This is a genomic window from Neptuniibacter sp. QD48_11 (assembly GCF_047778095.1).
GTDB lineage: Bacteria > Pseudomonadota > Gammaproteobacteria > Pseudomonadales > Balneatricaceae > Neptuniibacter.
This window is the reverse complement of sequence record NZ_CP180551.1, coordinates 1,474,843-1,489,757: the sequence shown is the minus strand read 5'-3', so window position 1 is coordinate 1,489,757 and position 14,915 is coordinate 1,474,843. Positions and strand designations below refer to the sequence as shown.

Annotated in this window: 12 protein-coding genes, 1 tRNA gene and 1 pseudogene; 6 read left to right on the top strand and 8 right to left on the bottom strand. The window is 43.9% G+C overall.

Going from position 1 to position 14,915, the window contains the following annotated elements:
• Nucleotides 1-29 precede the first annotated feature (29 nt).
• Nucleotides 30-569, bottom strand: a complete 540-nt coding sequence (locus ACMXYU_RS06770; protein WP_415900839.1) for an NIF family HAD-type phosphatase — start codon at nucleotides 567-569, stop codon at nucleotides 30-32.
• Nucleotides 570-1,293: 724 nt separating this feature from the next.
• On the opposite strand from ACMXYU_RS06770, the pseudogene ACMXYU_RS06765 reads away from it, so the two are divergent.
• Nucleotides 1,294-1,704: pseudogene (locus ACMXYU_RS06765) on the top strand (YiiX/YebB-like N1pC/P60 family cysteine hydrolase); the annotation flags it as partial.
• Between the two features lie 22 nt (nucleotides 1,705-1,726).
• Here ACMXYU_RS06765 and ACMXYU_RS06760 read toward each other — a convergent pair.
• The 6 genes from ACMXYU_RS06760 to nfuA form a co-directional block, all read right to left on the bottom strand.
• The gene (locus tag ACMXYU_RS06760; protein WP_415884290.1) at nucleotides 1,727-2,200 is read right to left on the bottom strand and encodes a DM13 domain-containing protein; all 474 of its coding nucleotides are present in this window, start codon (nucleotides 2,198-2,200) and stop codon (nucleotides 1,727-1,729) included.
• A gap of 77 nt (nucleotides 2,201-2,277) precedes the next feature.
• Nucleotides 2,278-4,158 carry a SurA N-terminal domain-containing protein gene (locus ACMXYU_RS06755; protein ID WP_415900838.1) on the bottom strand — a complete coding sequence of 627 codons (1,881 nt, stop codon included), beginning with the start codon at nucleotides 4,156-4,158 and terminating at the stop codon, nucleotides 2,278-2,280.
• A 146-nt stretch (nucleotides 4,159-4,304) separates the two neighbouring features.
• Nucleotides 4,305-4,381: transfer RNA gene (locus ACMXYU_RS06750), tRNA-Asp, on the bottom strand.
• Between the two features lie 111 nt (nucleotides 4,382-4,492).
• Complete coding sequence (locus tag ACMXYU_RS06745; RefSeq protein WP_007020114.1) at nucleotides 4,493-4,768, bottom strand: HU family DNA-binding protein; 276 nt, start codon at nucleotides 4,766-4,768, stop codon at nucleotides 4,493-4,495.
• Nucleotides 4,769-4,902: 134 nt separating this feature from the next.
• Entirely contained in the window at nucleotides 4,903-7,329 is a 2,427-nt protein-coding gene (lon, locus tag ACMXYU_RS06740) for an endopeptidase La (protein WP_415900837.1), read from the bottom strand.
• 237 nt (nucleotides 7,330-7,566) lie between these two features.
• A complete protein-coding gene (gene nfuA, locus ACMXYU_RS06735; protein ID WP_415900836.1) occupies nucleotides 7,567-8,160 on the bottom strand; it encodes a Fe-S biogenesis protein NfuA in 594 nt (197 codons plus the stop codon).
• 241 nt (nucleotides 8,161-8,401) lie between these two features.
• Here nfuA and ACMXYU_RS06730 point away from each other — a divergent pair, with 241 nt between their 5' ends.
• Together ACMXYU_RS06730 and ACMXYU_RS06725 are read left to right on the top strand one after the other, a co-directional pair.
• Nucleotides 8,402-9,730, top strand: coding sequence for an MATE family efflux transporter (locus tag ACMXYU_RS06730; protein WP_415900834.1), 1,329 nt, complete (start codon nucleotides 8,402-8,404; stop codon nucleotides 9,728-9,730).
• Between the two features lie 78 nt (nucleotides 9,731-9,808).
• Nucleotides 9,809-10,987: a cation:proton antiporter gene (locus ACMXYU_RS06725; RefSeq protein WP_415900832.1), complete on the top strand. Its 1,179-nt coding sequence runs from the start codon at nucleotides 9,809-9,811 to the stop codon at nucleotides 10,985-10,987.
• A gap of 17 nt (nucleotides 10,988-11,004) precedes the next feature.
• Here the strand turns inward: ACMXYU_RS06725 and ACMXYU_RS06720 are convergent, their stop codons facing one another.
• Nucleotides 11,005-11,994 (bottom strand): glycosyl transferase family protein, encoded by a 990-nt coding sequence (locus tag ACMXYU_RS06720; protein WP_415900830.1) that lies wholly within the window; start codon nucleotides 11,992-11,994, stop codon nucleotides 11,005-11,007.
• A gap of 43 nt (nucleotides 11,995-12,037) precedes the next feature.
• Here ACMXYU_RS06720 and ACMXYU_RS06715 point away from each other — a divergent pair, with 43 nt between their 5' ends.
• From ACMXYU_RS06715 to ACMXYU_RS06705, 3 genes are all read left to right on the top strand, one after another.
• Nucleotides 12,038-12,829 carry an adenosylcobinamide-GDP ribazoletransferase gene (locus tag ACMXYU_RS06715; RefSeq protein WP_415900828.1) on the top strand — a complete coding sequence of 264 codons (792 nt, stop codon included), beginning with the start codon at nucleotides 12,038-12,040 and terminating at the stop codon, nucleotides 12,827-12,829.
• 102 nt (nucleotides 12,830-12,931) lie between these two features.
• On the top strand, nucleotides 12,932-14,290 hold the full coding sequence (rlmD, locus tag ACMXYU_RS06710; protein WP_415900826.1) for a 23S rRNA (uracil(1939)-C(5))-methyltransferase RlmD: 1,359 nt from the start codon (nucleotides 12,932-12,934) through the stop codon (nucleotides 14,288-14,290).
• Nucleotides 14,287-14,907 carry a pseudouridine synthase gene (locus ACMXYU_RS06705; protein ID WP_415900824.1) on the top strand — a complete coding sequence of 207 codons (621 nt, stop codon included), beginning with the start codon at nucleotides 14,287-14,289 and terminating at the stop codon, nucleotides 14,905-14,907. Before rlmD ends, ACMXYU_RS06705 begins: the two co-directional genes overlap by 4 nt.
• Nucleotides 14,908-14,915: the final 8 nt, after the last annotated feature.

Genomic DNA, 14,915 nt, shown 5'->3' with positions numbered 1-14,915 from the left:
GAAATTTTCAAAACGAGGCACGACTACTATCAGTTCACAAAGATCTGATCAATTACTTTGAACAGCTCTCGATCTTGCGGATCACCTGTAAACTCTGCTACTCCGATTACATGATTGGGAAAATCCACTCTTTCAGGGGAATGATCGATTAACCAGATATCATTAATGCTATTGTCAGAAAATTCCGACAAGGTTCCTAGAGACTTACGAAAGCCTTCAGGCCCAGCTATGCACTGATCACGTGACCATACATAGTGATCATAAAACGCCTCGGACTTTTCATACTCTTCATCTGTACATGTATCAGGGTCACCTTGAGCAATGGACAGCTGTAATAATGCCTTTTCGATAAATTCTTCGTTTTGAGCAGAATAAATCATCGGACAAGCATGCCTCTCTAATTCAACAAGTAGCTCGGCTGCTCCTGGGCGTGGAATGACAATATGACAGCCTTCATTACTTTCTACAGATACCGCGTTTTTCAGCCAGTCCTCGGGTAAAGCAGTAGCATCTGAGAGGCCAAGTTTCCAAAAAAGAGTTCCGTTTAACCCCAAGCATACAGTTGGCATTGACTGAACAGACCTACGACTTCTATCAAGAATAAGGCTTTTTACATCATTTAAGTCCTTAGGTTTTCGTGTTTCTTGACAGATATACATAGAATTCCTCTGTTTAACCATGGTTCCAATTTCGAACCAAGATACCATGTCCCCATATATATATTCAATGATAAAAAGTGTTCATCATCCTAACTACATAGCCTTGATAGAATGGCTTGTTACTGCTCGAGAAGAGCAGGAGTTGACTGTGCGTGAGCTGGCAGAACTTCTAAATGAACCTCACTCTATAGTTGTCAAAATTGAGCTTAGATCAAGAAAACTAAGTCTCATGGAATATCCCCAGTACTGTCAGGCTCTGCAGCTTGATCCTGCAGCAGGGCTAAAAATCCTTTCTATGACCGAAAATTAACAAAATTTGTACGATAAGAAAGGTTGAGTAATAAACTTCCAAATCATGATAAGGCGATCCATTTATTCAACTTAACTTCATTCCTATTCCTCCTGAAGAGACTGAAACTTTCCTTTAGAATTTTATCTACCGTAGATAATGATTATTGAAAAATTGCAGACACTTAGTCCCTCTTTATCGTTGCTACTATGCACTCTTAACCTCTTTAAATTTAAAAAATCTACGAAATAGCATTGACAAGATCAAGTCGCAAAAGGCACTGGCAGCTGGACTTCGCATGTTGGCTTTGTCGTTCAAGAAAATGATGAATGGCTTGTTCTAGAAAGCGCTGTTCCCTGTGTTAGACGCACGACTCTAAAAGATTTTATATCGCGCACAACCAACGATGAAGTGAGCATATTACGACTCAAACAGCCTCTAGCCGGTAGAGACATAAGCAAATTAAAACAAACCGCTGAGAAACGTATGGGGCACTTTTATCACTTAGGCTTTAAATTCGATTCCAAGCGACAGTTTTGTTCTAAATTTGTTTATTTAACCTTTAAGGAGGCGTTAGGGATAGAGTTAGGTAAAGTACAAACGCTAGCTGAACTATTGGATGAAAACCCACAAGCCAGCGTTAACTTTTGGCGCTGCTGGTACTTTGGCTTTGTCCCATGGCAACGAAAGACAATTACACCTGCCAGTCAATTGAATGACCCGCAACTCGAAACGATCTATACGACTGTCAGCTAGCACTGACAGTCAGGTCTATTACTTACAGAGAGTTGTAACGAGCAGCACTAATAAATTCAGAGAAGGTTTCACACCAAATCACAGCCGTAGAATATTTAGCCGGATCTACACCCTCTGGCAAGTTAACCACAAAACCATCAAATGTTTTGATTTCGGCAACTTGGACCATATCTCGCTTATTCTCTAGAAAGCTCATCTCATCATCTACAAACACAGGAGAAAGGTAAAGCTTATAATCAGGACCAGGGGCCAATTTGCCCTTAAATGCAGCGACACCGCCACCCAGCATCACTGAGCCTTCTCCCCAATGTAAAAAGTCACTCCCTTTTAACTCTTTCACAAATTGCCCTTCAAACTGAGCCTGAGCTACAGCCGAAGAGATCTCTTGTTCAGAAGGCCCCTGAGGCTGAATCAAGATAGGTAACAGGTATACGCCTAAAGCAAAGCCTGCAAAGCCAACTAGGCCATGACTAATCAGTAACATTAATTTTTTCATATTCCCCCCCTAAAGCTGCTAAAACAGCCAATATAAAAAAACCACCCGAAGGTGGTTTTAGAATAGATCAAATTAGCTTAAAGCTTTTCAATTTCAGCTTTAGCTTTTAACTGAGCAAGGTGATCTTGGTAATCCTGCTGACCTTGACGGTTATTAAGCATCATACCCATAAAGCGAATCTCGTCTTCTTGCAGCTCAATATCTTGCTGACCGATTGCGTCTAGCGCGATAATCATTTTGCTGCCATCAACAGTATCAACTGCTGCATAGGTAGAACCACTTTGCGGTTTTACCATTTTGAATGCGGCAGTAAGAAGCTCTTGTGGAAGCTCTCTCTGGCTACGATTAACTGCAGGCTGTGCTACTACTTCATTACCTTCTGCAACAGTAGCTAGATCTGCACCTTCAGTAAGCTGAGCAACAATAACGTTCGCTTTTTCAGTCATCGCTGCAGCAACTTGCTGCTCAACCAGAATAGCGCGGATCTGATCTGCTACTTCGTCTTGTGCTTTTTCACGAGGTAGTTGATGTTCAACTACACGTAAAACAACAGAGCGACCAGAATCCAATTCTACTGGCGTGCTGTTCAAACCTTCATTGATCAGCTCCTGATCGAAAGCAACAGCAAGAATCTTCGCGTTGGAAGTAATCGCATCTTCGTTACCAGAACGCGCAAATAGCTCAGTTTTCTGAATCTCTAGTTCTAGCTCTTCAGATGGCTCTACCAGATCACCAGAAGAGAAAGACACATCAGCTAAACGCTCTAACTGCTCAACATACTCTTCTTCAGCCTTCTGATTTAGGAGATCAGAACGAAGCTCTGCTTCAGCTTTTGCAAAAGCTGGCACTTCAGACTCAACAACATCAACTAGTTTAATTAAGTGATAACCGAACTCCGAACGTACAGGCTCTGAAACAGCACCTTTTTCTAGAGCATACAAAGCGTCTTCGAAGTCAGTTGAGAAAACACCTTTCTCATTAATACCTAAGTCACCACCCATCTCAGCAGATGCTGGGTCTTGAGATTCTGACTTAGCCAACTCTTCAAATACTTCACCTGCTTTTAGGCGCTCAGCAATTGCATCAATCTTAGCTTTTGCAGCAGCATCGTCTTGCTGTTCTGAAATCTCGATAAAGATATGTGCTGAATGACGTTGCTCTTGTGCTTGGAATGTATCAACAAGCTGCTGATATGCGGCTTGAAGTTCATCATTAGATACTTCGATACCTGCCTCTAGAGCGCTTCTTTCTAGAAGAAGATACTCAATAGCTACCTGCTCTTCAGTCATAAACTGTGAACTGTTTTCTGCATAGTAATCGGCAATCTGCGCATCAGAAACCGTAATTTCAGCGCGAACATTGTCCGCAGGCAGAGTGAAGTAGCGAAGATCACGCGTTTGATTCTGTAGAACGTTTAGAGAGTTCAATTCATTTGGTAAAGTAAATGCAGACAACATGAACGCAATACGCTCTTGCTCTGTTACCTTCTCTTTACGCACGATATCACGATACATCAACGGCGTAAGGCCAGCGTTGCGTAACGTCGCTTCAAACTGAGCACGATCAAACTTACCGTCTAGCTGAAACTCTTTGGTAGACAGGATCAGTTGATCAATCATTGCATCAGAGAATGTCAGACCTTGGTTTTGTGCAGATTGAACTAAAACAGATTGCTCAATCAGGCCTTCCAAAACCATATTGCTGATCAAACCATCATCCAGTAGCGAAGGATCAGCATCCTCCCCCATCTGCGACAACATTTGACGACGCTGCAATTGAACACCTTGGTAGAGATCTTGCTGACTGATCTCTTCACCATTAACGGTCGCAGGAGCATTACTGCCAGCAGTTAAACTAACCAGCGATTCAACACCAAATAATGCAAAAGTAACTGCAATCAAGCCAACAATAATCTTGGCAATGATTCCCTGAGAGTTATCACGAATGGACTGTAGCATTATGCCTCTAAACCCCTGGCAATATCTTTAACACATAAAAAAGGCGCATTCTTTCAAATGCGCCTTTCAAGAATTTTGTACCTGACTCGCTAATATCATATAGCTCGTCATTCTATGTAGAACAGAGATCGTCTGTTAAACAAATTTGGCGGAACGGACGGGACTCGAACCCGCGACCCCCTGCGTGACAGGCAGGTATTCTAACCAACTGAACTACCGCTCCTTTTGCGGGTCTTTAACCCGCACCTGAAGAACTTTATCAGCGCTTCAGGCTGGGTAACTCACTAAACTAATGAGCTACCTCCCCTAAGTAAGATCGTGACGCGATCAGATCTTACTTGTTTACTGCGTCTTTCAGAGCCTTACCAGGCTTGAAAGTTGGCAGTGTAGCGGCAGCAATTTCAATTGGCTTGCCTGTCTGTGGGTTACGGCCCGTACGAGCAGCACGCTCTTTCACAGAAAATGTACCGAAACCTACAAGTGCAACAGAATCACCGTTTTGAAGTGCACCAGTAACCGCTTCCAGTGTAGCATCCAGCGCGCGACCCGCAGCTGCTTTAGGAATGTCGGCTGAAGCTGCGATAGCGTCGATCAGTTCAGACTTATTCACGTTGTTCCCCTTTAAATAGATCGTTATTTTTAATTGTTCCGTTATCCATGCCCAGCAAGATGGTCAGGCATTTATACCAAGGTGCAGAAAGGGGTGTCAAGACACCTAGAACACCTTTCTACCCCTGATGAATACTAATGTGGCTTTATTTGCTCCGGCTCAGCTTTTGTCGCTTTTTCCTTTGCTGCCACTACTTCTTTCTCGCTTTTCTCTACAGGTTTTGGTTGATACTTAAGTGCGATGTCCAGCACTTCATCAATCCATTTAACCGCCTTAATATCGATATCTGCTTTGATATTGTCGGGAATTTCCTTTAAATCGCGCTCATTTTCCTTTGGAATAATGACCGTTTTAATTCCCCCACGGTGTGCAGCGAGTAGTTTTTCTTTCAATCCACCGATAGGTAAAACCTGCCCTCTAAGGGTAATTTCACCTGTCATTGCTACGTCAGCCTTAACCGGAATATTGGTTAAAACCGATACTAAAGCCGTACACATTCCAATACCCGCACTTGGGCCATCTTTTGGTGTAGCACCTTCTGGAACGTGAATATGAACGTCTTGCTTCTCATGGAAGTCAGGCGCAATACCAAGGGCTTCAGCACGATTTCTTACAACAGTCAGAGCAGCTTGGATGGATTCTTTCATCACATCCCCTAAGCTACCTGTAGTTACCTGGCGGCCTTTACCAGGCACCACTGCTGTTTCGATACTTAGGATATCGCCACCTACCTGAGTCCAAGCCAAGCCTGTTACAAGGCCAACCTGATCCTGCTCTTCGGCGATACCAAAGTTATGCTTACGAACACCGCTGTAATGCTCTAGCTGATCTTCATCAATCACTACCGGCAGATCTTTTTTATCCGCCAGAGCCAGCTCTTTAACAACCTTACGACAAAGCTTAGCGATTTCTCGCTCAAGTCCTCGCACACCGGCTTCGCGGGTATAGTAACGGATCAAACCAGTAATGGCACTATCCTTTATCTCCACTTCACCTTTTTTCAGGCCATTATTTTTAAACTGCTTCTCGATAAGATAATTTCTAGCGATATTCAGCTTTTCATCTTCGGTATAACCCGGGATACGAATGATCTCCATACGATCCAATAGAGGACCAGGAATATTCATAGAGTTTGACGTACATACGAACATCACATCAGAAAGATCGTAATCTACTTCTAGGTAGTGATCGTTAAAGCTGTTGTTTTGTTCTGGGTCTAATACTTCAAGGAGAGCCGAAGCCGGATCACCACGCTGGTCCATCCCCATCTTGTCGATCTCATCCAACAAGAACAGTGGGTTTTTCACACCTACTTTCGACATCTTCTGCAGTAATTTACCCGGCATAGAGCCGATATAAGTACGACGGTGACCACGAATCTCTGCTTCGTCACGCACGCCACCTAGCGCCATACGTACATATTCACGATTCGTAGCACGGGCAATAGAACGTCCTAGAGATGTTTTACCGACACCTGGAGGACCAACCAAACAAAGGATCGGACCTTTAAGCTTTTTAACTCGCTTCTGAACCGCTAAGTATTCCAGAATACGGTCTTTAACTTCTTCAAGACCGAAGTGATCTTGGTTAAGTACCTTCTCTGCTCGCTTCATATCGTGGCGAACTTTAGAGCGCTTAGCCCAAGGGATCTGGATCATCCAATCAATGTAACCACGAACAACTGTTGCTTCAGCCGACATTGGCGACATCATCTTCAACTTGTTGTATTCACTCATGGTTTTATCGAAAGCTTCTTGCGGCATTTTCGCTTCAGCAATTCGATTTTTCAGCTCATCCATATCGTTAGTGCCCGACTCGTCCAGATCACCTAACTCTTTTTGGATAGCTTTCATCTGTTCATTCAGATAGTACTCGCGCTGACTCTTCTCCATCTGTTTCTTAACGCGGCCGCGGATACGTTTTTCCACTTCAACCAGGTCAATTTCAGATTCCATCAACGCCATCAGATGCTCTAAGCGCTCTTTATTACTAAGCATCTCTAGAATCTGTTGCTTCTCTTCCAACTTAAGCGACATATGTGCAGCAATGGTATCTGCCAAACGCCCTACATCGTCGATATTCTGGAGGGAAGAAAGTACTTCAGATGGGATTTTCTTATTTACTTGAACAAAGCGTTCAAATTGCTCCAAGACTGTACGCTTGTATAGCTCACTTTCAGCTTCGGTTAGCTCTTCAATTGCGAGCATATTTGCTTGAGCAGTAAAGAAGCCTTCATCTTCACTAAGCTTACTAATGGTTGCACGATAATCACCTTCCACTAGCACCTTTACGGTACCATCAGGCAATTTAAGCATTTGCAGCACGCTTGCAACGGTACCTACTTCAAATAGGTCTTCCGCCAAAGGCTCATCATCCGATGCATTTTTCTGTGCAACAAGCAGAATTTCTTTTTCCCCAGACATTGCAGCTTCTAGGGCTTCGATTGATTTTTCCCTTCCTACGAATAATGGGATAACCATATGCGGATATACCACCACATCCCTCAGTGGGAGTACTGGCAATTCGATTAGTTGTTCCTGAATGTCGTCATGTTGTGTCATGAGCAAAAGCCTCATCAACCAGTCCGCGATGTACTGCGGAGAAATTCTAAAAAAGCGTGTCTTAGGGTTACATGGGGGTCAAAATTTCAAATGCAACCAATTAGATACAAAAAAACAACGCGTTGGGAATATATCGAGGTAAGAGAACCGGGATACTAAATTTTATAGCAGTATCCCTTTATGGAGACAATCAAAAAAGGGGAATAAATTCCCCTTTTTACTTTCATATGCTCGAGCTTACTTGTAGTAGGCTTTATCACGGACACTGTGGTCTGTGATATCACGCACTCCAACTAAGGTTTCGATACGTTCGACTAGTGTTTTTTCTACACCATCTTTTAATGTCATATCAACAGCGCTGCAGCCCTGACAACCTCCGCCGAATTGCAGTACTGCAATATTGCCTTCCTCTTCTTCAACCACTTCCATCAGTTTTACTTCACCACCATGGGAAGCCAAACCTGGATTGATCTCTGAATACAGAATGTAGTTAATCTGCTCTGAAATTGGGCTATCAGGTGATACTTTAGGCACTTTCGCATTTGGCGCCTTGATCGTTAGCTGCCCACCCATACGATCTTTTGCAAAATCCACATGCGCTTCATCTAGATAAGGAACACTGTTCTTTTCAATGTAGAAACGTAGCTGTGTTAGCTCCAGAATTTCATCATCTTCGATAACTTCATCTGGACGACAATAAGCTAGACAAGTTTCTGCGTAAGATGTACCTGGCTGTGTAACGAACATGCGCACAGCCATGCCCTCAACATCTTGTTTAGAAAGTAGCTCTTTTAAATATTCTTCTGCCGTTTCTGTGACGGTGATATTCATACGGTGTCCTGTATGTTGAACCAATCAATTCTTAGACTCTAGGATACACTCAAATTAAATCCGAGTAAATTGCTCAACTATTAAACAATAGGTGAAAAATTCTATCGCACCATGGCACAATGCTGCCACTATATTTGGCACTTCTATTAGATATAAGGCCTTAAACCTATTTTTCCAGATAGGGATAGACCTTATTTCAGAGATAATCTGATAGAATTGCTTTTTTCCTATTTTGACCCCTATGACATTCTTCAACCGACAAAAAATAATAATAGGTTTAGGGCTGCCGATTATCGCGGGAATGCTTTCCCAAAGCCTACTAAACCTTGTAGATGCCGTACTTGTCGGTCAGCTTGGTGAGGCCTCTCTCGCCGGCGTAGGCATAGGAGGTTATGCCAATTTCGTGGCAATCAGCCTTATTCTTGGCTTGTCTTCTGGAGTACAGACCCTAGTGGCCCGTCATCAAGGCGAAGGTCAGAACGATCATGCCGCCTCCCCCGTTCACTGGGGGCTATTGATCTCACTTATTTTTGCACTCCCTGTCAGTTGTGTATTGATCTATTACTCAGGCTCCATTGTTTCCCTGATGACTGATGATTCAGCGGTACAAGATATCTCTGAAGCCTATTTTGATTACAGAACTGCAGCCATGCTTGCTATTGGGCTCAACCTCTCTTTCCGTGGTTGGTGGAACGGCACCAAGCGGCCTGCGACCTACTTCAAAGTTCTGATAGCCACTCATCTACTGAACGTGATTATTAGTTACTGTTTAATATTTGGTGAACTGGGCTTACCAAGACTTGGGGCACCAGGAGCAGGCTTAGGCACCGCTATAGCATTGTATATAGGCGCTCTATTAAACGCTGTAATGGTCTACAAGGACGCCAAAACTAACGGGTTATTTAAATTCAGCACTCAGCAAGCATCCTCAATCTATAGAGTGATCAAGCTCGCAATCCCTCATTCAATACAACAGTTCTTTTTGGCTTTGGCTATTTGCATTCTTATCTGGATCATTGGTCAGCTGGGCACCAGCGAACAAGCGATCGCACATGTACTGATTAACCTCTCTCTTTTCTTAATCCTTCCTGCGGTAGGTTTTGGCGTTGCATGCACTTCGCTTGTGAGCCATTCAATTGGTGAAGATAACTATCAAGAAGCAGCTCGCTGGGGATGGGATGTGATTGTCACGGCGCTGGTTTGCATCAGCCTACTAAGCATTCCACTTGTAATCTTTCCTGAAGCAGTTCTTTCTGCGTTTTTACAATCAGAGCAACTGATCGATATCGCTGTACTGCCCTTACAACTAACTGCGCTAGCAATCTGTTTAGATGCTGCTGCAATTGTATTAACCCAAGCGCTACTCGGCGTTGGTGCCAATCGCTCAGTTTTACTTATATCTACATTTGGGCAGTGGTGCTTCTTTTTACCGCTAGCTTGGCTATTTGGACCTATTTTAGGCTTCGGATTGTTAGGCATCTGGATTGTACAGATTGTTCATCGATTGCTTTCTTCAGTAATCTTTATCCGCATCTGGTCTCAACAGCATTGGCAAAAAGTCAAAATTTAACCTCCCAAGCAGCTTGATTGTTTGAACCACGCTGTTCCATCTTGCTATAGTTTAAAAACCACTTTTAGAGATATGTAAATGGCTGATCAGTCACTGGTTTTTTCGTTCTTCTTAATTTTTACGGGTGCTGCCATTGTGGCGTCTTTGGCACTCTACACTCGCCAGCCTTTACTCGTAGCCTATATCGTTTTGGGAGCCATTTTAGGCCCATACGGCATGAGCATGGTGACTGATACTAAACTGCTATCTGATATATCCCACGTCGGCATCATCTTCCTGCTATTTCTTCTTGGCCTAGATATGCAGCCCTCACATCTATTGCAGATGTTACGTAAAGCCACCTTGGTCGCCATAGGAAGCTCACTGATATTCTTTGCGCTCGGCTACAGCGTGGGATACGCCTTCGGTTACACCCAAACAGAAAACCTAATCATCGGCGCCGCTGTGATGTTTTCGAGTACGATCATAGGCATCAAGCTGTTACCCACAACTGTACTTCACCACCGCCATACCGGTGAACTCGTCGTAGGCCTCCTGCTTCTACAAGACGTTATTGCGATTATGGTCTTATTGTTCCTATACAGCGGCACAGATGGTGGCACAAGTAGCGATACTATGGCTCAATTTGCTACAACGCTCGCCGCATTACCTCTCTTGATCATTGGCGCATTTGTCTTTGTAAAATACGTTTTACTAAAACTGATCCAGAAATTTGATCGCTTTCATGAATATATCTTTCTTCTTGCGATCGGCTGGTGCCTTGGCTTAGCTGAGATGGCACATTTGGCAGGTCTATCTGCAGAGATAGGCGCTTTTGTAGCTGGCGTATCCATCGCCACCAGCCCAATTGCTCAATACATCGCTACAAGCCTAAAGCCACTACGTGACTTTTTCTTGATCCTATTTTTCTTCTCAATTGGAGCAAGCTTTAATCTAACCTTAGTGAGTACGATTGCGATTCCAGCAATTATTCTGGCAATTTTGGTCCTTGCGATTAAGCCAGTAGTTTTCCGCTTTTTACTAAGCCGTATTAGTGAATCCAAGCAACTCGGATGGGAAGTAGGGTTCCGTTTGGGGCAGATAAGTGAGTTTTCGCTGTTGATAGCTTATATCGCGGCGGGAAGTATGATGATTGGCGAAGAAGCCTCTCATGTTATTCAGGCAACTGCGATCTTAACCTTCTTGTTATCCAGTTATGTTGTGATCTTCAACTTCCCATCACCGATCGCTGTTTCAGATAAGCTTCGCCGAGATTAACCGGCGAAGCTACTCAATCAAGAAAATTGAGAAATATTCCGGCTCTGCCAAAGTTGCTCTGCTTTTTCCAGTAGCTCAGGCATTTCTGCTGACTCGCCTAACAACCTTAAAACTACAGCCATAGTAGAGATGATCGTCTTATGGCCGTATTCATGCTCACCTGCGCCTTTCCAAACATCTAATAAGGTTTGCGCAGGAAGCTCATCCTCTTTGATAAAGCGTTTTTCAACGATACGAGGCCAGTCGTATTCCGTTAACTCACCGCTGTCTGACCACTGCAGCAAACACTCTGCATCAGGTCTAATCTCGGCCTCACCACCATCACCACGCATAGTAACGTTGCGTTTAACACCTAAGAGCTGGGCGGTTTTTTGATGCATAGGGCCATAAGCGGGATGGAAAACGCCATCGATACTTGCTGGCGCATCAGCAGGATTAAGCATGCGACATAAGGTATGAACCGGCGAACGCAGTCCAAGAATTGGTCGCAGCTGAATAATTTCCCCTAGTGGAGGGCAAAACTGATCCACAGACATATACGCAAAGTTAACTCGGTCTAATTCAGCCTCGGCCTCAGACCAATCCTGACTGGGATTTAAGTTAAACAAACTCAACATATCTTCTACATAGATACGCCCCGGTGTGTGACCTTTTGAACCATGCATAAAAACACGATAACCATGGCTCGCTAGGCATAGAGCAACCAGCAGATACCAAGTGTGGCGTCTCTTTTTACCTGCATAAGTCGACCAATCAAGATCGACTTGTATTTCACGACCAACCGAATAACGACTACGAACGGCATCAGCAAAGCCAGCAAGCTCCTCAGGCGCCTCCTCCTTTACTCGCAGCAACATCAAAAAGGCTCCGAGCTGTTCAGGCGTTACCTCTCCATCCAGAATCATGGCCATTGCAGCTTCAGCCTCTTCGCGGCTAAGCGATCTTGTACCATTTTTACCTTTGCCCAAAATACGAACAAAGGGAGCAAACTTGTGTTCTTCGATCATCAGTCGTTTAAACCTTGTCCTTAGTTAAAGGAATTACTAAAGTATGGACTCTTTTTCTCAGGCCCCAAGTTTAATGAAATCTTACCCCGAGCAGCTACATCTTTTTTTTAATGCCCTAACCTATTTTACCCGATTCACTTCTCCATCCTGGGTGCATTACACAAAAGAAACACAAGCAAAATCGACTAAGTACTTGCCATGGGTAGGCCTTTTAATTGGATTTTACGCCGCTCTGATCTATTGGCTTTCTAGTTTTATTTTCACAGATAGCATAGCTGTAATTCTATCGATGTTATCCAGTATTTGGATGACTGGAGCACTCCATGAAGATGGCTTAGCCGATTGCTGTGACGGCTTTGGAGGAGGCTGGGATAAAGAACAGATCCTTCGCATCATGAAAGACTCTAGAGTTGGCAGCTACGGTGTTATTGGCTTAGTCGTTGCTTTATTACTTAAATTCAACGCTCTACTAGAGGTTCAGCACACCATTGCCATCATTGTATTAGGCCACTGCCTCAGTCGTTTATTCCCGCTAATCATCATCTATCGTGAAAAATACGTTAGTGATGAAGAGACTAGCAAATCCAAACAGATGCTAAGCCCCTTGAGTAAGATAGATCTGCTTATTGCCACACTGCCAGCTGCCGCATGTTTTATCTTTTTACCACTCAGCTATCTTAGCGTTTTAGCCCCAACTATTATCGCTACCGCCTGCATGATCCATTTCTTCAAACATTGGATCGACGGCTATAATGGTGATTGCTTAGGCTGCTGTCAGCAAGTAAACGAATTATTGATCTATCTTTGGCTGTGCATACCGATCTTTCTTATCTAACAAATATCGATCGACACAGGGACTAGATCACTTTCCTACAAGTCATAGGACGTGCAGGTCGCTTTCTGATAGAATCGCCGCCTTCTTAAACCGGTACTCATCATGAAACGTAAACAAAGCCTTTTTGCCAAACCCATTCCTCAGAAAAAGAAACCTAAGGCAGCTACGCCTTACCCTGAAATTCTGAAGATTGAAGGACTGAGCCATGAAGGCCGAGGTATCGCCAAACATAATGGTAAAACCATATTTGTAGCTGGCGCGCTTCCAAATGAAGAAGTTGAATACGAAATTACTAGCAAACATCGTCGCTATGATGAAGCCAACTGCACTCAAGTGCTAACTGAATCGTCACAACGCACATCACCGAAGTGCGAGCATTTCGGTACTTGTGGCGGTTGCGATCTACAACATCTAGCACACGAACACCAAATCCCAACCAAACAAACATTGGTTTTAGATCAACTCAATCGTTTAGGTAAATTTACGCCTGAAAAAGTTGAAGAGCCCATTACAAGTACAGAATGGAACTATCGCCGTAGCTGTCGCATAGGCATTAACCAGATGATGCGAAATGGCAGTGCACTAGTTGGCTTTAGGCGCCGTGGTAGTAGCAAACTAACCCAAATCGATCACTGCCCTGTCCTCGCGGAACCCCTAGATAAGATCTTGTCGGCGCTACCACAAGTATTGGAAGCAGAAGAACAATTTAAAGAGATCACACATGGCGAATTAACCCTAGGGGACAACCAGGGCGCATTAACACTTCGTGTTAAAAAACGCCCTAGCGATGCACTTTGCCAAGCATTAAACAATCTAGCTGAACAACAGAATTTTAAGCTCTATTTTGATCACGGCGATAAGATAGAAGCCTATTGTGATAAAGCAGTTTTAAGCTATAAACATCAGCCAACCGCTACAGACATCGAATTTGAGCCGGGCGACTTTATTCAGGTAAACAACCAAGTCAACCAACAGATGATTGATCGTGCGATCTCTTGGCTTAACTTAGAAGCTAACGACAGAGTATTAGATCTCTTTTGTGGCATAGGTAACTTCAGTCTCCCGTTAGCGAAAACAGCAGCGCATGTTGTTGGCATTGAAGGTGTTGAAGATATGGTTGCCCGCGCTAATACAAATGCAGCTAATAATGATCTAGACAACTGTGAATTTTATCGAGCTGATCTAAGCAAAGATCTACGAGCTATGCCATGGTACAAACAAGGCTTCAATAAAATCCTACTAGACCCTCCAAGAACGGGCGCCTTAGAGATAATTAAGCAGCTTAAGAATCACCAGCCAGAGATGATTCTTTATGTATCTTGCAACCCTGCCGCCCTATCGAGAGATGGAGCCGAATTGATTGAGCAAGGCTATGTAGCAAGCCGCTTCTGTGTCATGGATATGTTCCCTCACACGTCCCATGTTGAATCCATGGTCTTATTCGAACGGAAAACCGCGTGATTGAAATCATTTATAGCGATGACTCACTAGTCATAGCTAATAAACCTTATGACATGCTATCTGTTCCCGGTCGAGGGGAAGATAAACAAGATTGCTTATGGCGCAGAGCACAAGAACAATTCCCCACAGCACGGGTCGTTCACCGTTTGGATTACGCCACATCTGGCTTGATGGTATTAGCCCTAACCCTTGAAGCACAACGTCACCTCAGTCGCAGTTTTCAAGAGAGGCTGACCAGTAAACGCTACCAAGCGATTATCTGTGGAGAGCCAAGTGAAACAGCGGGTGAAGTAAAGCTACCTCTTCGATGCGATTGGGAAAATCGTCCATTGCAGATCGTAGATTTTGAGCAAGGCAAAAGCGCTCATACTGAGTGGGAACAACTTTCGAAAGAGTCGCTAGGTACAAGAGTCGCACTAAAACCAATCACTGGCCGCTCGCACCAACTTAGGGTACACATGCAAGCCATGGGTCATCCGATCGTTGGCGATCGCTTCTACGCAACCGAAGAAGGCATAGCCGCTTCAGAGCGACTACTTCTTCATGCAGAGTACTTAGCCTTTCCACACCCAGATACTGATGAGCAGGTCGAATTTTTCTCACCCTGCCCATTCTAAGCATCTCA